General features: G+C 37.3%; 23 protein-coding genes. 4 read left to right on the top strand and 19 right to left on the bottom strand.

The annotated features are described in order from the left end of the window. The first annotated feature begins 155 nt into the window (after positions 1-155). On the top strand, positions 156-593 hold the full coding sequence (locus OXPF_RS03275) for a Fur family transcriptional regulator (RefSeq protein ID WP_054873776.1): 438 nt from the start codon (positions 156-158) through the stop codon (positions 591-593). Between the two features lie 190 nt (positions 594-783). After that, complete coding sequence (locus OXPF_RS03270; protein WP_242854307.1) at positions 784-2,496, top strand: flavin monoamine oxidase family protein; 1,713 nt, start codon at positions 784-786, stop codon at positions 2,494-2,496. A gap of 96 nt (positions 2,497-2,592) precedes the next feature. Here OXPF_RS03270 and OXPF_RS03265 read toward each other — a convergent pair whose 3' ends face one another. From OXPF_RS03265 to OXPF_RS03225, 10 genes are all read right to left on the bottom strand, one after another. Next, positions 2,593-3,351 (bottom strand): hypothetical protein, encoded by a 759-nt coding sequence (locus OXPF_RS03265; RefSeq protein WP_054873774.1) that lies wholly within the window; start codon positions 3,349-3,351, stop codon positions 2,593-2,595. A 29-nt stretch (positions 3,352-3,380) separates the two neighbouring features. After that, entirely contained in the window at positions 3,381-3,551 is a 171-nt protein-coding gene (locus OXPF_RS22310; RefSeq protein ID WP_160317140.1) for a hypothetical protein, read from the bottom strand. Positions 3,552-3,817: 266 nt separating this feature from the next. Then, the gene (locus tag OXPF_RS03260) at positions 3,818-4,087 is read right to left on the bottom strand and encodes a hypothetical protein (RefSeq protein WP_160317139.1); all 270 of its coding nucleotides are present in this window, start codon (positions 4,085-4,087) and stop codon (positions 3,818-3,820) included. A 70-nt stretch (positions 4,088-4,157) separates the two neighbouring features. Continuing rightward, positions 4,158-4,283 carry a hypothetical protein gene (locus OXPF_RS23295; RefSeq protein WP_278308338.1) on the bottom strand — a complete coding sequence of 42 codons (126 nt, stop codon included), beginning with the start codon at positions 4,281-4,283 and terminating at the stop codon, positions 4,158-4,160. Between the two features lie 523 nt (positions 4,284-4,806). Continuing rightward, positions 4,807-5,637, bottom strand: coding sequence for a nucleotidyltransferase domain-containing protein (locus OXPF_RS03250; RefSeq protein ID WP_054873771.1), 831 nt, complete (start codon positions 5,635-5,637; stop codon positions 4,807-4,809). Positions 5,638-5,731: 94 nt separating this feature from the next. Beyond that, positions 5,732-6,532, bottom strand: a complete 801-nt coding sequence (locus OXPF_RS03245) for a TIGR03943 family putative permease subunit (RefSeq protein WP_054873770.1) — start codon at positions 6,530-6,532, stop codon at positions 5,732-5,734. A gap of 13 nt (positions 6,533-6,545) precedes the next feature. Beyond that, positions 6,546-7,493 carry a permease gene (locus OXPF_RS03240; RefSeq protein ID WP_054873769.1) on the bottom strand — a complete coding sequence of 316 codons (948 nt, stop codon included), beginning with the start codon at positions 7,491-7,493 and terminating at the stop codon, positions 6,546-6,548. 43 nt (positions 7,494-7,536) lie between these two features. After that, positions 7,537-8,370 carry a metal ABC transporter permease gene (locus OXPF_RS03235; RefSeq protein WP_201779665.1) on the bottom strand — a complete coding sequence of 278 codons (834 nt, stop codon included), beginning with the start codon at positions 8,368-8,370 and terminating at the stop codon, positions 7,537-7,539. A gap of 15 nt (positions 8,371-8,385) precedes the next feature. After that, positions 8,386-9,135, bottom strand: coding sequence for a metal ABC transporter ATP-binding protein (locus OXPF_RS03230; protein ID WP_054873767.1), 750 nt, complete (start codon positions 9,133-9,135; stop codon positions 8,386-8,388). 3 nt (positions 9,136-9,138) lie between these two features. Next, positions 9,139-10,116, bottom strand: coding sequence for a metal ABC transporter substrate-binding protein (locus OXPF_RS03225; protein ID WP_054873766.1), 978 nt, complete (start codon positions 10,114-10,116; stop codon positions 9,139-9,141). Positions 10,117-10,464: 348 nt separating this feature from the next. Here OXPF_RS03225 and rbr point away from each other — a divergent pair, with 348 nt between their 5' ends. Both rbr and OXPF_RS03215 read left to right on the top strand, forming a co-directional pair. After that, the gene (gene rbr, locus OXPF_RS03220) at positions 10,465-11,058 is read left to right on the top strand and encodes a rubrerythrin (protein WP_054873765.1); all 594 of its coding nucleotides are present in this window, start codon (positions 10,465-10,467) and stop codon (positions 11,056-11,058) included. Between the two features lie 143 nt (positions 11,059-11,201). Then, a complete protein-coding gene (locus OXPF_RS03215; RefSeq protein WP_054873764.1) occupies positions 11,202-12,359 on the top strand; it encodes a CPBP family glutamic-type intramembrane protease in 1,158 nt (385 codons plus the stop codon). Here OXPF_RS03215 and cobK read toward each other — a convergent pair. The 9 genes from cobK to OXPF_RS03170 are packed head-to-tail and all read right to left on the bottom strand — an operon-like array spanning position 12,346 to position 18,980. Then, positions 12,346-13,071: a precorrin-6A reductase gene (gene cobK / locus OXPF_RS03210; protein WP_054873763.1), complete on the bottom strand. Its 726-nt coding sequence runs from the start codon at positions 13,069-13,071 to the stop codon at positions 12,346-12,348. The genes OXPF_RS03215 and cobK overlap by 14 nt on opposite strands. Continuing rightward, on the bottom strand, positions 13,068-13,787 hold the full coding sequence (cobJ, locus tag OXPF_RS03205) for a precorrin-3B C(17)-methyltransferase (RefSeq protein WP_054873762.1): 720 nt from the start codon (positions 13,785-13,787) through the stop codon (positions 13,068-13,070). Before cobJ ends, cobK begins: the two co-directional genes overlap by 4 nt. A gap of 1 nt (position 13,788) precedes the next feature. Continuing rightward, entirely contained in the window at positions 13,789-14,757 is a 969-nt protein-coding gene (cbiG, locus tag OXPF_RS03200) for a cobalt-precorrin 5A hydrolase (RefSeq protein ID WP_054873761.1), read from the bottom strand. Beyond that, positions 14,754-15,509, bottom strand: a complete 756-nt coding sequence (gene cobM / locus OXPF_RS03195; protein ID WP_054873760.1) for a precorrin-4 C(11)-methyltransferase — start codon at positions 15,507-15,509, stop codon at positions 14,754-14,756. The genes cbiG and cobM overlap by 4 nt, the downstream gene beginning before the upstream one ends. After that, positions 15,502-16,167, bottom strand: a complete 666-nt coding sequence (gene cobI, locus OXPF_RS03190; protein WP_054873759.1) for a precorrin-2 C(20)-methyltransferase — start codon at positions 16,165-16,167, stop codon at positions 15,502-15,504. The genes cobM and cobI overlap by 8 nt, the downstream gene beginning before the upstream one ends. After that, positions 16,164-16,715, bottom strand: coding sequence for a precorrin-6Y C5,15-methyltransferase (decarboxylating) subunit CbiT (gene cbiT, locus OXPF_RS03185; protein ID WP_054873758.1), 552 nt, complete (start codon positions 16,713-16,715; stop codon positions 16,164-16,166). Before cbiT ends, cobI begins: the two co-directional genes overlap by 4 nt. Next, positions 16,696-17,298 carry a precorrin-6y C5,15-methyltransferase (decarboxylating) subunit CbiE gene (gene cbiE, locus OXPF_RS03180; protein WP_242854306.1) on the bottom strand — a complete coding sequence of 201 codons (603 nt, stop codon included), beginning with the start codon at positions 17,296-17,298 and terminating at the stop codon, positions 16,696-16,698. Before cbiE ends, cbiT begins: the two co-directional genes overlap by 20 nt. After that, the gene (gene cbiD, locus OXPF_RS03175) at positions 17,299-18,363 is read right to left on the bottom strand and encodes a cobalt-precorrin-5B (C(1))-methyltransferase CbiD (RefSeq protein ID WP_054873757.1); all 1,065 of its coding nucleotides are present in this window, start codon (positions 18,361-18,363) and stop codon (positions 17,299-17,301) included. It abuts the gene before it with no gap. Then, the gene (locus OXPF_RS03170; protein ID WP_054873756.1) at positions 18,360-18,980 is read right to left on the bottom strand and encodes a precorrin-8X methylmutase; all 621 of its coding nucleotides are present in this window, start codon (positions 18,978-18,980) and stop codon (positions 18,360-18,362) included. The genes cbiD and OXPF_RS03170 overlap by 4 nt, the downstream gene beginning before the upstream one ends. Positions 18,981-18,984 lie beyond the last annotated feature (4 nt).

Raw genomic sequence — 18,984 nt, 5'->3', positions numbered from 1 at the left:
GGCTACCTCCAGAGTATATTGAAACAAGCCGTATCAATTGCCTCATATACAATCATTGACAATAATAGTATAATGTAATTAATAATTCTTAAAAAAGTTACTTATATTATACTATTATTAAGAGTTCTTACATAGTTAATTAGGAGTTGAGACAAGTGTCCGACGTAGAGATTTTGGAAAACAAGCTTAAAGAAAAGGGTTACAAGCTGACTAATCAGAGGAAAGCTATTATAGAGGTGCTCTTTGAACAAAAAGGCAGGTTTTTGACAGCAGAGGATATATTTATAAAAACCCGCGAGAAGCATGCTGACACCAATTTTTCCACAGTATACAGAAATTTAAATATACTGGAGGATACCGGTATTATTCACTTAACCAAGCTCAACAGCGATGCTTCGGTCTATGAGCTTGCGGATACCGACAGCCACCATCATCATATAATTTGTAGGGGATGCGGAAAGACCGAATCAATAGACTTCTGTCCCTTAGAAGAATTAAACACAAAGCTTAACAATAAAAACTTCACTCTTACTGACCACAAATTTGAGCTCTACGGCTATTGCAGGGAATGCGAAAAAATAAATAAGAAGTAACCCAGGTTTACACAAACTTGGGTTTTTATTTAAGGAATATTTAATTGTTTATAAATGGTAAGTTAAAGACGCAATGTGTAGTGTGCTTCTTTCTTATTTGATAATACTTATAAAGTCTTCACACATAATAGGCAATAATCATATGATAGAGCAATATTATGAATTTAGAAGTGAGTCTTCTTGTATGTATATGAAGCCCTCATATATGCGCCAAACTGCAGTTACCTTACCTGATAACCCCACAGATGAGCAAAGACACGAAATGCTTCGTAATGCACTTATTGAAGAAGGAAGACTTGAAGACTATGAGAACATTATACTGCCTATTAGCCCCCCTCCGGAAATAACACGCCACACAAATCCCGGTGAATTTAAGGGTTTAAGGGTAGGTATTGTAGGTGGCGGTGTTGCAGGCATGACTGCGGCCTTTGAACTTAGAAAACTAGGATTTGATATTACTGTTTTTGAACCTAATACTGAAAGAGTTGGGGGTAGAATATACACTCATTATTTTGACAAAGAAAAAAAGCTTTATGGAGAGCTTGGAGCAGGAAGAATACCTGCATCCCACGACACAGTATGGCATTACATCAACTTGTTCAAGTTAGATACAAAGCCAATAATTTCATCAAATTCAAATGCCTATATATATATCAGGGGTATAAGGATACGAACTGACCCTAAAGGTGAAGGTGTTTTTAATAGCGTCTACCCCCGCTTCAATTTAAACTTGAAGGAAGCAGAAACTCCATGGCCGGAGCTTTATAATCAAGTAACTAAACATTATCTATCCACCCTCCCGCCCGAGATAAGAAGGCAGCTCCTCATGATATTGCCGAGGTATAACTATCAAATAGAAATGCTGCAAGATATAAGTACAAGGCAAGCTATGGAGAGATATGGGCTAAGCAGTGAAGCTATAAATCTAATTACCGGTTTAATGCCTTCATTAGGAGGATTGATTGGCAACAGCTACGAATCAGAACTTCATAGTGAGTATACTATAGATTATCAAAATTTATATTCTATTGCTGGAGGAATGGTCAACCTTCCCCTTGCCTTTTATAATTCCTTAATTTCACCTAATCCCAAAGAATATGCCGGCATACCAAGGGAAGCTCTGGGTAAAGTCACCTGGAAGGCTGGATTTGTTGCTAATGGTATTACGCAATCAGATAAAGAGGGAAAAATAACTGTGCGTTATAGAAAAGTACCTGTGCTGGAAGATATTTATGAAGACTTTGATTATGTTATATGTGCTTTACCCTTTACAATATTGAGGGTTTTTGAGTTTTCTCCTGATTTCAGTCAAAGAAAAATGCAGGCATTTAAAGAGATATATTATCAGGACGCTCAAAAGACACTTTTCTTATGCCGGAACCGCTTCTGGGAGAAACAGGGAATATTTAGAGGATCATCTATAACAGATGAAACTATAGGAATGATAGAATATCCTCAAGACCATGCACTCTGCACTGAAAATGATTCTAATCATTCTCCCGATGAACCGGGTGTACTCACAGCTTCATACAATATAGGAAATGATGCCGGTATAATCGGAAACCTCCCTCCAATAAGCCAGTATCATATCATTGGAACCAAAGTTGAACTAGTCCATGGGCTTCCAAGATGGTATTTGCATAAAAATAAAATAATTATTGATTCTAAAACTGTCAATTGGACAAGAGAATCATTTTTTTCCGGCGCATTTCAATTTTTCCTGCCAGGGCAGAAGAGGGAATTTTTGGAAGTTTCTTCAACTCCGGAATATAATAACAGGGTGTTTTTCACAGGTGATCATACTTCTCCCAAAAATGGATGGATACAGGGCGCTCTAAGGAGTGCCATGAGGATTGCCAGCGACGTTGCCTATTATGCCATAATCCACAAGTACAAGACCTGACCACGAAATGTCGTGATCAGGTCAGAGACCGCGGTTTCCATTCAACTTAAACGCTTATTACTTTTCTTTAAAAGTTCCCAAGCATACTCCCTGATGTTATTCCATTTCTTTAAAACTTCTACCCTGTTTATCCCATAAGAGCTTTTCGGAATATTCCCACGTATAGTCCGGTATAATTTGACCATTATTTTTTATAGGCAATACCTTTCTCTCTAATATTTCAATATCATCTGTTCCAATTTTTACGGCTCTATTTTCCCAAAAGTCATAATACTCCTGATTCTCTATATCTTTTGGCCATTTCATTGTCCATTCGGGGCCTGCTTGCCATAAGCCTCCATACCAATTTTCCCATCCCTGATATGTAGTGCTTCCTGCGAAAAATATATAAGAAATTCCCTGGCTGTCAAATATACGGTAGCTTCCTTCATCTACGCTAAATAATTTAACCTCACTGACCAATTTACTGCTTGAATTATCAAAAACAGCCATATAGGCATTATAAAAACCTTCTGCATGGCTTAATTCATCCGATGGCCTGCGAGCAATAACCAACAATTCATCATTACCTTCATTAACAAATGACCCGGGAATTATACCCTCAATAAAGTAACTTTTTCTTTCTCCGGTATTATAATATTTCCCTTGATTTATAAACTTTTGGTCCGGAAACATAGTATTCATTAATTTCATATCATTTATAATGGCGTTGTTCATAGCATCCGATGTTTGCTCTCCTCTTGCTTTACTTTGCATATAATTATAAAAAGTGAATAAAGAAAAGCAAGTTATCGACACTATAATAATTTTATGAAATTTAGTAAAATCCTTTATGAATACTGCAATTTTTTTCATTTCTTTCTCCTTATTTATTAAACCTGCTTTTATGTTCTGTGCTTTATATCTATGACTGCTGCTGGTGCTGTTTGATAATGAGATGTGCTATTAACTGATATTACAGTCATAACATTCTCCACGGCTCTTGTTATAAGGTGAGCTTTAATCATATCATATCTTTCCATAGAATCTTCATTTGAAACATCACAAAAACTCACAAAGCATATTTCTACATTTTCTTTAAATAGCTCTCTAATTATTCCGGGAATCGAACCTCAAAACAAATTCTAAAACCGACCTTAATATCATCAATTTGATATATACCTGAAGTTTGTCCCTGTTTAAAATTATCCAAATCCACCCCCATAATGCTCGCTTATCATAATTCCCTTATAAGTTCACCATTTTGGAAATCAGCTGTACAGAGTTATATTGCTTTAAATTTTGTTCTCTTATAGTTCCTAAAACAATATACATATGATATTCAATATTTTTTAGTTATTGTCCTTACTAATGTCCCGAGAAAAATCTCAAAAAAGGATATCGCAATAAATCCGCTAATATAATCAAGGTTGAAGGTATTACCGAATCCTATAATGAAGCCTATAGGCGCACCGATAAAAAGTACAAATGCCAAAGACTGTCCAATAATAGGGTAGGTAACAAGAAGGCCAACAACAGGTGCATATTCATAAGGGTAATTATCTTCATGAGTTTCGTTGAGTTTAAACTTCCTAACAAAGTATGCTGACAATTTCTTAGAAATGAAAAAATATATATAACAAATCCATACTGTCATAAGTATTGCGGAAAAAATAACCATATTAATCACTCCAATAATTTATTATTAATCCTCGTCTTAATACTTCAAGCGTCAGCATATTTACCATAGGAGCAGCAAGACCTTTCCCTCTGAACAAATCCAAAACATCAATATCGATTGACCACATGGTTTTGCAATCAGCTTTCGCCTTTGCTAAACCAGCTATCGCATCTTTATTAATACAAGAAGCATTTCGGAATTTTGAGAATTAGCATCATATTGCATACCATATTGAGAGCCGTAAAAAATGTAAGTTTTGTATGACTACTGATCTTGGTTACGTCTATTATTTTATCAACAATATCCATAGGATAACTAGTGCCAAATGTATCATAATATTCTGATGTTTGGTCAAACATTTCACTTTCTTTTTCCCAATCCATTATTGCCTCTCTAATTCCGAAGTAGCGATATATGAGTCTTTGCTTGGGATAATAAAAATATACGAATTATTCAAGTTTTAAATATAAGGAATTTCTTTTCCTTCTATTAAGGCTTTCAAATTAGCTAATGACATATTCAATCCTTCCATATTAGTTGAAACTCTGATACCGTCTTCCTCTTTCTCTAATACAAAAGATATGAGTAGCTCCTGACATGAATTTTATTATCAGCATATAAAACTTTTAAATATACGGAAAGGTTTTATATTAAATTAACTCCTTTGCTTCATTAATAAGTCCCTGAAGTATATTTGCTGCTCTTATTGTATTATCCTTGCTTGAAGAAATTAAGGTAATAACTTCATCTATTTTTATCTTGTAATCCTGTGGTTTAATCTTGAAGCCATCAATCATTTTAACAGACTTTTTCTCATTAATGCAATACTCCTCATTCAAAGCAAATATAACTTGATTAAGACAGGAAATACTCCGGAAGCAATGGCCGCAAACATATGAAATATCATCCTTATCTATATTGGCTTTAGCAAACATTAGAGAAAAGGATGCTTCAAACATAAAATATCCAATCATTGCATTTTTTAAATTCTTTGGATACGGTATAGTTTTTGCTTTCAGTTCAGAAATATAATTCTTTGAATCAACTAATACCTTGCAAATGGATATCTCTCCCATATACATAACATTTATATAAGCATGGGGATGTCCAGTCTGATAATTTGGAGAAACCTTTCCCATTAAGCAGTCATCAATTACCTGGGATACGCGTTTTATATTACGGAATAAAAAATCTACATGATACCCCTGAACATAAAGCCATCCTCCGCCATTTACCCATGGACCCCATTCTCCTAAAGATGTAATAATATTCTCTCTATGTTCATCATCTATTTTTTCGGCAATTTTACTGATTTCACTGACTTTAAAACCTTCTGATTCATCATAGTATATTCCGATATCAATATCAGAATCAGGTTGATTAGTACCTCTTGCTCTTGAACCTCCTAAAACAACCCCTATAATGCCTGGAATACCCGCCAGTTCCTCGCCAATCATATTTAAAATTTTTTCTACAGTCATGTATTTTCACCTTCCCATCTAATAAAAAAAGCATCCACATCTATAATAGACTAGTGAATGCTAAACATCTATACCTGATTATATAATTATACACTTATGGATATACGTAAGGTATTTCAGGCGTTGGTATACTTTCTATGTTATCTACCAATATTGCGGGTATTTCTATCTCTTCCTGGGTGTATGTCTGAACGTGTTTTGTCATGAAAAGCTTGCCAGTTACTTTAATCCACTGGTCTTTTTTCGGCATGCTGCCTTCATCTACTTGGCACAGCAAGCCAATAACCTCGGTATCGGCAGCACAGCATGCCATAAGCATTCTGGCTGTGACAAATTGATTTTGCTTGAAGCCTTCATCGGTATATACAAAGCCGGATATAGAAACTTCCTTACCCTGCAAGGCTTCGGCATTTAAGTATATGTCATCCGTTTCCATTACGAAATTGCTTTCATTGATTTCAATTCGAACTTCAGGGAAATTGAACTTATCCTCGTTGCTTCTTGCTGTTGTATTATTCTCAAAAGTACTTTCGCTGATATTATCATTAGCCTGCTGAGCTTGTGCAATACTGTTGTTTTGCGAAATTGTAATGCCTTTTTTCCCAATGATATCGGAATTCAATCCGCCGGGATTTACCGCAAAGCCTAAAATCAAAGGAGCTAAGAATATTAAGAACCCTGGTTTAATGCTTTTGCTATAGCTCTTTCTAAAAATTTTCTTGAGCTGAAAAACCGACAATAGGGCAAAAACACCCAGCGAAAAATATACGTAGCTTAGCATTTTAGGATGTATAAAGGTATTTATTTTTCCTGTTGAAATCAGCATATACAGATATACTGTAAAACCTGTAAGTATGATGAACCATATTAATTCATTTACATTGATTTTTTTCAATTGAAACCACCTCCTAAAATACGAATAAATTGGCTATGGATGCAAGGGAGAAGCATACTGCCGCTATGACAAGTACGAGCCTTAATATGTACTTCCCTTTGAAGCCTGCTGATAACATCAAGGTATTTTTTATATCTATCATAGGTCCGAATATAAGAAATCCAACGATGGAACCTTGTGTAAACTGCCCTGCAAAGGTTCTGGCTATAAAGGCATCGGCCTCTGAGCAAAGGGACAGTATGAAAGCCATTGCAAGCATTACTAAGGTGGATGATATAGTTCCCCTGCCTATTGAAAGTATAAAGCTTCTCGGAACAAAGGTCTGCATGATGGATGCTAAAAAGGCTCCGATTATCAGCATTTTGCCTACGTCGTACAATTCTGAGCCTGTATGCTCTATTACCTCTGAGACCATTGAAAGCCAGCCCCTTTTGTGACCGTGGTCGTGATGCTCATGACCATGGTTGTCATGATTATGTTCATGATGATGTCCGCAGCTGCAGTCCTCGTCCGAATGTTCATGATGCTCATCTTTCAAAGGGTTTTCTTTATCCTGTATTGCAGATACTATGTAACCTACAAGTATTGCGGCTATAAGCCCCATTCCGCCTCTTAAAAGTACGAAATAAGGTTTATCCGAAAAGGCATAATATGTAGATGCCAAAACTACGGGGTTTACTATGGGCACTGCCAGCATAAAAGTGATGGATATATCCAAAGGAACCCCTTTTTTAAGAAGTCTTCTCATAATAGGCACTATGGCACATTCGCATACTGGAAATATTATTCCCATTAAAGATGCCATCAATAACCCCAGGAGTTTATTTTTAGGAATTATCCTTGATATGGTTTGCTCCGATACAAAAACCTGAATTACGGAAGATACAAAGGCTCCTATCATAACAAAAGGTACTGCTTCTAATATTATGCTTATAAATACCGTAGAAAAGCTCTCTATCAAAACATCTCCTCCCGACTAAATTAGGATTGTTGTTACTTATATGTTAGTATGATGTACTTTTGTTATTTATGATTGTTTTCTTAAGGCTTTTTGCTGCTATAATCGTAAGGAGTATTATTATTGATACTAGCACAATGGTACCGCCGGAGGCAAGTTCCATATAGTAGGATATTGTTATACCTGATATAATGGACACTTCGGCAAATAAAACCGAAAAAACGAAAGCTTGCTTAAAACTCTTTGCCACCTGAAGGCTGGCCGCAACGGGTATTACCATCAAAGATGAAACCAAAAGTATCCCTACAATCCTCATGGATATGGTTATTGTAACAGCTGTTATTATGATGAAAAATATATTTATCCCCTTTACGGGAATGCCCGATAATCTTGCAGATTCCTCATCAAAAGCTATGTAAAAAAGCTCTTTGTATAATAATCCTACGGCTAGGATGATGATTACACCAAGGATTAATATCATCCATAAATCTTCCTTTAAAACCGTTGTAATGCTGCCGAAAAGATAGCCGAACAAATCCACATTAAAGCCCTTTCCAAGGCTTATAAGCACAACGGCTACAGCTATTCCAGCCGAAAGAATTATTGCTATTGCCAGTTCGGCATAATGTTCATAGCTTTTTCTTAACTTCTCCATTGCAAGGGCGGCAGCTATGGAAAAAGCCAATGCCATATATAATGGATAAACATTTAAAAGCACCCCGGCTGCTATTCCCGACAGCGCCACATGAGACAAACTGTCACCTATCATGGACATCCTTCTTAAAACTATGAATATCCCGATTAAGGGGCATAAAACACCTATTATTATCCCGGCTATCAAGGCCCTTTGCATAAAACCATATTGCAGCATATCAAGCATAATTTGTTGCTCCTTTTAATGTTCGTGTAAGAGAATTCTCATATTATCACCGTATAAATCCCTTAGCATGTCCTTTAGGGCATGCTCATCCGCAGTATTTTCATGTATGGCTATTTTTTTGTTTCCAAGGCAGGCAACGGTGCCTACCTTTTGTGTTATAACGCCTATATCATGGGACACTATGGCTATGGTTATTTTCAATTCCTTATTAAGCCTGTCTAATAACTCAAAGAATTCCTGCTGGGATTTCACGTCTATTCCTACCGTAGGCTCATCCAAAAATATCATTTCAGGAGAGCTGACCAGAGCCCTTGCTATGAAAACCTTTTGCTGCTGGCCGCCTGAGAGATTGCCTATAAGCCTTTTTGAATATTCCCTCATGCCCACGATATCTAAGTATTTATATACCAAATCCAAATCACTTTTCTTAATGGGCTTGAACAAGCCTATCTTTGAAAAAAGATTAGCTCCCACCACCTCTTCGACGGTGGCAGGAAAGCTTGTATTAAAAGAGGCTGCTTTTTGGGGAACATATCCTATTTTCCCCCAGCCCTTATATGAACTTATATTTTGACCGAAAATTTCTATAGTTCCTTTTTGGGGCTTCATTATACCCAGCATCAATTTTAAAAGGGTGCTTTTACCCGAGCCGTTAGGCCCCACAATTCCTATGTAATCCCCTTCTTCTATTGTAAAATTGATGTTATCCAGAACCAGGCCTTCGCTATATCCAAAAGAAACATCCCTTACACAAACTGCTTTCATAAATTATTCTCCCAATGCTTTCTTCAATACTGACAGATTATCCTCCATAATGGATAAATAATTTTTTCCTGATTTAATATCTTCGTCCGTTAGCCCATCCATGGGATTTAAGACTTCTGTCTTTGCTCCTACCTCGCCTGCAAGAGCCTGAGACAATTTTGGGCTGGTCAGAGTCTCGAAGAATACGTATTTAATTTCTTTGCTCTTTAATATTTCGGTTATTTCTTTCATTTCTTTCGAGCTTGGCTCATCCTGTGAATTTATTCCTCTCAAGGATATCTGCTCCAAATTATATCTTTGAGCCAAATATCCAAAAGCTGCATGAGCCACTACAAATTCCTTGTGCTTTAAGTTCACAAGCTCTTCCTTGTATTTACTGTCCAGAGCATTTAATTTATCTGTAAATTCGTTGTAATTACCTTCATAAAAATCCTTGTTGTCTGCATCAGCCTCAACAAAGGCATTTTTTATATTCTCGGACTGCTTTATTGCAGTCAAGGGATCCAGCCACAGATGAGGGTCATATTCGCCATGAGCATCTTCCTCCTCTTCCTCCTCATGCTCATCCTCTGCATTTGTTAAAAGTTCTATACCCTTTGAGGTATCAACTATGATGAGGTCTTTATTATTTATGGATTCAACCAGTTTTTCTGCCCAGGGTTCCATACCGGCTCCATTATATATTAATACATCTGCTTTTTCAATGTCTGCCATAATTTTAGCTGTAGGCTCCCAGTCATGGGGTTCAGTACCTGCAGGTATCATTTGCCTTAAGTCTATTTTATCCTTGCCTATATTTTGTGCAAAATCATACATTGGATATATGCTCGTATATACAATTAATTTCTTCTGCTGTGCATCCAAAGATGGTTGTTCATTATCTTTGTTTTGCCCCGCATCTTTAGTGCTGCTGCATCCGGAAGCAACCAGCAGGAGTATTGTCATCATAATGCTTACAACACTTTTTATTTTGCTCTTCATCGATATCCACACCTCTTTAAACCTTTTATATTTCAATTTAAAAGCATACTTTTTCATAAAGTAGTATAGCATTTATAAATGGCAAATGCAAGTCATTCGCATTTGATTGGTTCTTATATTTTAATTGTTCCATTATATACATTTTATAATCAACTGAATAAAGACTTTGAAGGTGATGTATGATACAATAATTTATAATGGTGTAGCCATTTTAAATTATTTTTGACATAAAAATTACGAAGTAATTTTTATGATATAATAAATCCTTTCGGGATTTATTGCGACATGAATTTTACAAATTAAAATTCATGATACAATGTTAAAAAATAGTTTTACTGGAGGTAATTTATGAATAGTTTAAAAGGTACAAAGACTGCTGAAAATTTGCTTAAAGCCTTCGCCGGAGAATCTCAGGCAAGAAATCGTTACACATTTTATGCATCTGTTGCTGATAAAGAAGGGTACAAGCAGATAAAAAATATTTTTATTGAAACTGCCGACAATGAAAAAGAGCATGCAAAAAGATTTTATAAATTTTTACTGGAAGGATTCCAGGGAGAGCTTCCTCAGGAGATTGAAATAACGGCATCCTTTCCCGTTGCTCAGACTACAACTGTAGAAAACCTCAAAGCTGCGGCTCACGGTGAAAACGAGGAATGGACAATGCTTTATCCCGAGTTTGCAAAAGTAGCCCGTGAGGAAGGTTTCGATGAGATTTCAAAGGTATTTTTAACAATATCATCAGCGGAAAAAAGGCATGAAGCAAGATACTTAAAGCTTGCCGAAAACATAGATAAGGACAAGGTATTTGCAAAAGATGAAAGAGTTATGTGGAAATGCACAAACTGCGGATATGTCCATGAGGCAGCTTCTGCTCCTGATTTATGTCCTGCCTGCGCCCATCCTCAATCTTATTTTGAATTGTTTGTAGAGACATATTAATGTATAATGCCGTCGGCTGAGCCGGCGGCATTTCTTTACTTTTATTGTAAATTTATTAATAAAAAACTTAGTATTATTTTTCATATATAATCTATTATATAAATATAAGGCTTTATTATAAATCATAAGGAGTTGTATTATATTTGAGACATTATTTTTATCCTAAAGTATCTCAATCCGTTATATTAGTCCTTATATCCTTTTTACTTCAGGTGCTTGCCGGAGTTCTAATGGCATTTCCTCTGATAGCAGGCTTTGACGATGCAAACCTTGTACCCGTAGTATTTACTCTTTCCACTTTGACAACGGGCATTACCGCCCTTATTGGCCTTCGCAAGAGCAAGCTCAGCTTAAAAACCATTTTCAAAAAACCTGAGCATAGACTAAATATCCTGCTTTCATTGCTGCTTTTTTTAGGGACCTATTGCTTTGTAATTTTTTTCGCCCAGCTTGTTAGTCAGTTTATACCTTCAGATCCACAGGATGAACAGCTCTTTGAAACAGGCATGACCTCTTTCTTTGGTATATTATCAATTGTTTTCTTAGGTCCCATATTCGAAGAAGTATTATTCAGGGGCATAATATTAAGAGGATTGTTGTTAAACTACAGCGTAAGAAAAGCTCTTATAATATCTTCCGTGCTCTTTGGCCTTATTCATTTAAATCCTGTACAGTCCTTGACTGCCACAGTTTCCGGATTGATGTTAGGCTGGGTATTTATAAAGACGGGCTCATTATGGATGAGTATATTGGTTCATATTCTCAACAACGGCTTTACAACCATTATTACCAGGCTTTTAATGGTCTACCTCAACGCCGATGTAAGCATATTGTGGATATTGATACCCGGATTCATACTGGCTCCGACTGCCCTATATCTTTTACGCAAAAAGCCTCATGGTATAGGATATCTTTTTGAATACAGGGATGCGGTATTGAGTGAAATTGCTGAAGAAGAACTGACAGCAGATGCTTCCATGGATTATCAAGCTGAAAAAAAGCACTCGGGCTTTGGAATTGCATCCTTTGTTATTTCAATGGTCTCATTGACAATGTTATTTGGTCTTTTCAGCATGTATTATATGCTTGAAGGCCTTATTCAGGATTATTTTATGGATAGAGCTCTTGCTCTTTTAATAGTTGGTTCATCCTTGCTTTGCCTTTTAGGATTTATACTTGGAATTGCAGGTATATTTCAAAAAAACAGGATGAAGATATTCTCCATCCTGGGATTGGTATTTAATGTTATAGTGATTTTATCATTTATTGGTTTTTTTATAATCGGGGCTATGGCAGGATGATTCTTTCGATTTCATCCATACTGTATATCCCATCTTCATCCTGCCTGCCAATTATAATAAGCTTTATGCCAAGCTTTTTGCAGGCAGTGACCTTTTCTTCTGTACCACCTATTTTTCCGCTGTCCTTTGTCACCACATAATCCGCATTATATTCTTTGAACATGGCAATATTCATTTCTTCTGAAAAAGGGCCCAAGACAGCTACTATATCCTTCATTAAAACACCGTATTTTACGCATTCTTCTATGCTTAAAAGGGAGGGGAGCACCCGGTATACAAACCTGTTATCCCCCTTTACCTTTTCAAAATCCTTAATATTTTTAGAGCCTGTGGTAAAGAATACGCATCCCTTTACATCCTTTAAATACTCAATACACTCCTCATAAGAGCTTAAAAATATGCATTCGTCATTTATATCCGACTTGCCTCTCACAAACCTTACATATTTTATGCCGCATCTTTGGGAAGCCAATCTGGCATTTGAAGTAACCTCTACTGCATAGGGGTGGGACATATCAATTATCATGTCAACGGAATACTTTTTTATCAAGCCTTCCATACCCTCTTCATTGAGGCGGGACACAATTAAATTCTCATCCTGCAAAAATTCCCTTTCGCCTTCCGTTGCACAGGTAACAATATACTTTACCTTATCCCTAAGCCTCTTTACCAGTTCAACAGCTTCACTGGTACCCCCGATTATCCATATCAAATCATATACCCCCTTGGAGTTATGATGAAATTATCTTTTATATATGTGCTGTTGTTTCCGATTATTACGATAGTCTTCATATCCACAAAATCATAATCTATGGTTTCGAGATTGAAAATTCTTCTTTCATTTCCTTCCCTGCCGGCATTTTTTACCGCACCTACGGGAGTTTGTGACTTCTTATATTTCATTACGATATCAATTGCTTTTTTTAAATGGCCTTCCCTTCCCTTGCTCTTAGGGTTATATAAGGCTATTACAAAATCTGCAGCTGCCGCATGCTCCAGCCTTTTTTCTATTACCTCCCAGGGAGTTAAAAGATCGCTTAAGCTTATAGTGCAAAAATCATGCATTATGGGTGCGCCTAATTCCGAAGCTGCTGCAAAAGAAGATGTCACTCCAGGAATTATTTCAACTTCAATTCCGTCAGCCAGCTCCAAGATAGGCCCTGCCATGCCGTAAAGGCCGGAATCTCCGGTGCTTATCATGCAGGTATCATAGCCTTCCTTAGCCTGCTCCACCGCCATTTTGCATCTTTCAACCTCGCTTCTCATGCCGGTCTTTACAATTTTTTTACCTTCTGTTAAATCCCCTAAAATATCTATATAATAATTATACCCTACAATTACAGGACATTTTTTTATGGTTTCATATGCTCTTATGGTCATATCTCCCCGTCCGCCAGGACCTATACCTATAACATAAAGCTTTGCCATACTATACCTCCTCAGCTACGGCAATTGTTATGCCGTCTATTATTGTTTTATTAACTATGAGCTTTCCTCCCGAAAGATAAGCACAGGGCTCGGCAACGGATTTGACACCCACCTTTTCTTGTACAAAGCTGCTCTTATCAAACATATGCTGAACCTTTTCGATTTCCGCTTCTGTAAAGGTTTTAAAAGGGCATTTAAGTTCATAAGCCGCCTTTATAATTCCATCTTCATCTTTTTTAATATCAATGCTTGCAACGGTTTTAACGGACTTCAGGCTTAAATTATGCTCTTTAAAAACAAATTCAATTGCTCCTAATATCTCTTCTTTGGATTTACCTCTTCTGCAGCCAATGCCTATGTTAAAGACTTTGGGACGAAGAATGCAATAAGGCTTGTTTAACTTAACGTTTTCCTTTGAAGTGACTATAAGGGTTCCTTCAAAGTCACGATCTGATATTTTATCATAATTCAAGCTTGCATTAATTTGGCTTATGAAATTGATAGTTCCTCCATTTACCATGACAGAGGTCAAAACCTTTGCGTCCTTCATGCTTTCAATTATGAAGTTATTACGTTTTGCAAAAACATCCACCGCATCAATGCCTCTATTGTCCGAAGCTGTGGTTATGACGGCCTCCGCATTTAAAAATGAGGAAATTTTTTGCGTCAATTCATTTGCCCCGCCTATATGTCCGGATAAAAGACTTATACAGTATTTCCCCATATCATCGATTACAATTACCGCCGGGTCCTTTGTCTTATCCTTTATATAAGGTGCAATCATCCTGACTGCAATGCCTGCGGCACAAATGAATATCAAAGCCTCATATTCAAGGAACACTTTTTTTATCAAAGTCCTTAAGCTGCTTTTATATTCACTGCTCTTAAATATATCAATATCTATCTTTTCTTTTATCCTTAAGGCTACTTCTTCTCCTGCATTGGAATAAACAATACAGGCTATTTTCATGACTTACCCTCACGGAATCCATGAGTAAATTCAGGATGGTAAAGCAATGACCTTTCATATTCGGTATCTATAAAATACCCAACAAGTATCTGGGCGAAATTCTTAATATTTGCTTCCTTTACCTTTTCTGCAATATCCTTCAAGGTCCCTTTAATTATCCTTTGTTCCTTCCAGGTGGCCTTGTAAATGACTGCGATAGGTACATTGTCGCTTCCGTAGCCGGCTGCAAGTTTTTGCACCACCTTTTCAATATCCTGGACGGATAAGAATATAGCCATTGAGGCCTTTATAGAGGCTAATCTTTCTAAGTCCTCCTTGCCGGGAACTGGAGTTCTTCCTTCCATCCTTGTTATTATTACAGTCTGGCTTACTCCCGGAAGGGTAAATTCGGATTTTATGGCAGCACAGCTGGCGGTAAAAGAGCTTACTCCGGGAATGACCTCATATTCTATTCCATCCTTATCCAATAAATCCATCTGCTCTTTTATAGCGCCGTATATTGTAGGGTCACCTGTATGAAGTCTTACTACCTTCTTTCCTGATTTGCTTCCTTCCTTTATAATATCGATTACTTCTTCCAATGTCATGGATGCGCTGTCATATATGCCGCAGCCTTCCTTGCAAAACTGAAGGTGCTCATTGGAAACAAGGGAACCGGCATAAATGACTATATCGGCATTCTGCAAAAGCTTTCTTCCCTTTACGCTTATTAAATCCACATCTCCCGGACCTGCTCCTACAAAACTAATCATTTATTTCTCTCCCCCCGATAATAAGTGAAATATAATCCCTGTCCTTTAATATCTCATCCCGTGTATATAATATCTTTTCATCGCCTTGAGTACAGCGCTTTACATACACGTATTTAAAACTATTTCTCTCCAGGGTATCAAGGATTCCTTCCTTGTTTTTAGTGGTTTTTAATATACAAATTGTATTTACTGTTTTCAATATATCCTCATTTATATCCCCATCACAGAGATAAAAATTTTCTCCTCTTAATGTGATGGGAAGCTTTGCCCTGCTGGCAGCGGCAGTAAAAGAAGATATGCCGGGTATGGATTCTGTTTCCACATGCCTTTTTTCAAGCTCTGCCATGAGATATAAAAAAGTGCTGTAGACCATTGGATCGCCTAAGGTTAAAAACACTCCCCACTCATCATCAGACAATGTTTCTTCAACAACTTTCGATGCTTTAATATAGTTCTCTTTATTATCATCACCCATGGGAAATTCCAATCTGACTAACTTTTTATCCTTTATATAATCCTCGGCTATTCTTCCTGCCAGGCTTTCACCGTTGCTTTCCGGAATGAATACCACATGGCACTCCCGAATGAGCCTGTAGCCCTTCATGGTTATAAGCTCCTTGTCTCCCGGCCCTATTCCAATGCCGTATAATTTTTTCATGGTTTTGTCCCCCTTATTATGAATACAGGATTGTTTGCCTTCAAAAGCCCAAGCCTGTCCATGTTTGAAACCTGCACAAGCCTTGTTTCAATATTTTTATAACCATGACTCTCTAACAGTTCTATGAATTCATTGAGATTTTTTATGGTTATGAAATTGGCGCATACTATTCCGCCATGAGCCAAATGACTGTCTATATATTTTAAAATGGAAGAAAGGTTTCCGCCACTGCCGCCTATGAAGCATTTGTTAAACCTAATATCTTCAGGCAAATCATCCGGTGCCGAGCCTTTTACTGCATTTATTTTTACATTGAACTTATGCGCATTTTTTCCTATAAGCTCTATCCCTTCTTCTTCTCTTTCGATGGTATGAACCCTTGCACCATTTAAAGCGCACTCTATTGATATTGATCCCGTGCCTCCGCCAATGTCTAAAAACGCATCTTCTTCTTCTATTTCAAGAAGGGCTAAAGTCAATACCCGGACTTCAAACTTCGTCATGGGTATGTTCCCGCGTATAAATTCCTCATCCTTGATATGCTTCATTTTCAACCACCACCAGTGACAGAGAGGAAACATGACCTATTTCCTCTCCTGCATTTTTTACTATTATTCTTTCCTCGGGGTAGGATAAATCAAAACCGCAGTATATTTTCCCCGTAAAGCCTATTTCCTTTAACCGTTTTGATATATAATCGGGATTATGGCTGCTGTCCGTCAAAATTACGGATAGCTTTTTATTTAAGGTTTCTTTAAGACTGTCTTCTCTTCCATGGAGGCTTAAAAGATTAGCTCTGTCCCAGCTTTTTTTAAGAAGGGACATCATATACTGAAAGGATGAAATCCCTGGTATCACTTCATCAACAGCAACATTTTTATTTTTTAAATATTCCAGAACCCCGTAAAAGCAAGGATCTCCTGAAGCTAAAATGGTTACATCCTCATTTTTCTCTAAAACCTTCATTATTTCATCTACGGTTTTGACCACAATTGTTTCTTTTTCCATCATCTCAGCTGTCTTTGAAATTCTTCCGAAGGCTATAAGGCAACTTGCTTCCTTTATTTTTTCATAAGCCTGAAATGTAAGAAGCTTTGAATTACCAGGTCCCATTCCAACTACACTTATCATTTAAAGCACCCCATATTTCATAGAATACATATATAGTTTTATGTTAAAATCCTCATTTTTTATATATCTTTTGATTCTTTCAATGCAGCCATTTTTCATATCTTCAATTATATCTACATAGCCATGTTCTTTTACAACCTCCAAAGCCTCTTCAGATGTTAAGCATTTTGACACCTTTAACAAACAATCATTGCTTGCTCCCTTAAGGGCAAGATAGTAAACAAAGGCTTCCATTCTGACATCGCAAATTTTGCTGTGGGTATTAAAAGCTCCTACCGATAATTTGCAAAGCTTTCCTATGTGACCAACAAGTATGATGCTCTCAAAACCCCTGCTATAGCAGTAGGAAACTGTATCACCTATGAAGTTTGATATTTTAACGCGCCTTCCCTGTAAGCCTAAAGTATCCGTCATCTTTTCACCATAATTTCCCGGGAAAAGTATAATTTCCCTGACGCCATCTTCATATATGCTGTCAATTTCTATATAAATGGTCTTTAAAAGGGCTTCCTCCGACATAGGCTCCACGATACCCTTGGTGCCTATTATGGATATGCCGCCTTCTATGCCTATGTTCTCGTTGAAGGTTCTTTTTCCTACTTCGACTCCCTGTGGAGCATATACTAAAACATCATAGCCTGAATTTGATACCTTTTTTATTTCATCATGTATCATCCTTCTGGGAACGGGGTTTATGGCTGCTTCTCCCACATTTCCGAAAAGGCCGGTTTTCTTAATCCGCCCTATTCCTTCTCCGCCATCTATTATAATGTAATTATCCTGTCTTTTAGTTACCTTGACATAAATCTCCATTCCGTCGGTGGAATCCGGGTCGTCGCCGCCGTCCTTTATGATGCAGCAGCTAGCGTAATTATCACCTATATGCGGGTTTTTGACTTCTAAATTAAGCCTTACTCCTGCCGGTGTATCTATTTCAATAAATTTAACTGTTTTTTCTGTTTCAAGCATAGTTACTGCAGCCTTTGCTGCAGCAGCGGCGCAACTTCCCGTGGTGTAGCCGCACCTTAACTTTTTTCCTTCCTTTATTACATAAAGGTCTGTCATCTCTCTACCGCCATATACAATATGGCATTCACAACGGATGCCGCCACGTTGCTTCCGCCTTTGTTGCCGACTGTTGATATGGAGGGCACATTCAATCCTCTTAAATATTCCTTTGATTCCGCCGCCCCCACAAAACCTACAGGTACTCCGATTACAAGGGCAGGCTTAATTTTTCCTTCCTCCATCAATTCGCCAATTCTAAAAAGGGCAGTGGGAGCATTTCCGATAACGTATATATCTATGCCATCCTCACTTGCAATATCAATGGCCGCCGAGGACCTTGTGGTATTCAATTCCTTTGATTTTTTCAGCACCCTTTCATCGTCAATTAAACAATTAATGGTGCAGCCTGCCTTTTCAAGGGCTTTTTTGTTTATTCCCGAATAGGCCATCCTGGTGTCAGTAAATATGCTGCATCCCCTTTTAAAAAGCTCAATTCCCATTTCGATTGCGTTTCCCTTAAAGGCTGCAATGTCCTTGTAATTAAAATCCCCGGTGGTATGTATCATCCTTTTTACCACCAAAAGCTCCTTTTCATTAAAGCTTGTATCTTTTACATGTTCATCTATTATTTCCATGCTTCTTCTTTCAATATCAAGCGGATCTCCTTTATACATAAGC

Origin of the sequence: Oxobacter pfennigii (assembly GCF_001317355.1) — a bacterium.
Lineage (GTDB): Bacteria > Bacillota > Clostridia > Clostridiales > Oxobacteraceae > Oxobacter > Oxobacter pfennigii.
The sequence above is the reverse complement of the archived record's forward strand: the minus strand, read 5'-3'. Positions and strand labels throughout refer to the sequence as shown.

Bases quoted from the DNA above. Each gene is read 5' to 3' on its own strand.
- OXPF_RS03270 (WP_242854307.1), top strand. From the start codon at position 784: ATGAAGCCCTCATATATGCGCCAAACTGCAGTTACCTTACCTGATAAC.
- OXPF_RS03265 (WP_054873774.1), bottom strand. From the start codon at position 3,351: ATGAAAAAAATTGCAGTATTCATAAAGGATTTTACTAAATTTCATAAA.
- OXPF_RS23295 (WP_278308338.1), bottom strand. From the start codon at position 4,283: ATGTGGTCAATCGATATTGATGTTTTGGATTTGTTCAGAGGGAAAGGT.
- OXPF_RS03250 (WP_054873771.1), bottom strand. From the start codon at position 5,637: ATGACTGTAGAAAAAATTTTAAATATGATTGGCGAGGAACTGGCGGGT.
- OXPF_RS03235 (WP_201779665.1), bottom strand. From the start codon at position 8,370: ATGCTTGATATGCTGCAATATGGTTTTATGCAAAGGGCCTTGATAGCC.
- OXPF_RS03230 (WP_054873767.1), bottom strand. From the start codon at position 9,135: ATGAAAGCAGTTTGTGTAAGGGATGTTTCTTTTGGATATAGCGAAGGC.
- OXPF_RS03225 (WP_054873766.1), bottom strand. From the start codon at position 10,116: ATGAAGAGCAAAATAAAAAGTGTTGTAAGCATTATGATGACAATACTC.
- rbr (WP_054873765.1), top strand. From the start codon at position 10,465: ATGAATAGTTTAAAAGGTACAAAGACTGCTGAAAATTTGCTTAAAGCC.
- cobJ (WP_054873762.1), bottom strand. From the start codon at position 13,787: ATGGCAAAGCTTTATGTTATAGGTATAGGTCCTGGCGGACGGGGAGAT.
- cbiG (WP_054873761.1), bottom strand. From the start codon at position 14,757: ATGAAAATAGCCTGTATTGTTTATTCCAATGCAGGAGAAGAAGTAGCC.
- cobM (WP_054873760.1), bottom strand. From the start codon at position 15,509: ATGATTAGTTTTGTAGGAGCAGGTCCGGGAGATGTGGATTTAATAAGC.
- cobI (WP_054873759.1), bottom strand. From the start codon at position 16,167: ATGAAAAAATTATACGGCATTGGAATAGGGCCGGGAGACAAGGAGCTT.
- cbiT (WP_054873758.1), bottom strand. From the start codon at position 16,715: ATGAAGCATATCAAGGATGAGGAATTTATACGCGGGAACATACCCATG.
- cbiE (WP_242854306.1), bottom strand. From the start codon at position 17,298: ATGATAAGTGTAGTTGGAATGGGACCTGGTAATTCAAAGCTTCTTACA.
- cbiD (WP_054873757.1), bottom strand. From the start codon at position 18,363: ATGACAGACCTTTATGTAATAAAGGAAGGAAAAAAGTTAAGGTGCGGC.
- OXPF_RS03170 (WP_054873756.1), bottom strand. From the start codon at position 18,980: ATGTATAAAGGAGATCCGCTTGATATTGAAAGAAGAAGCATGGAAATA.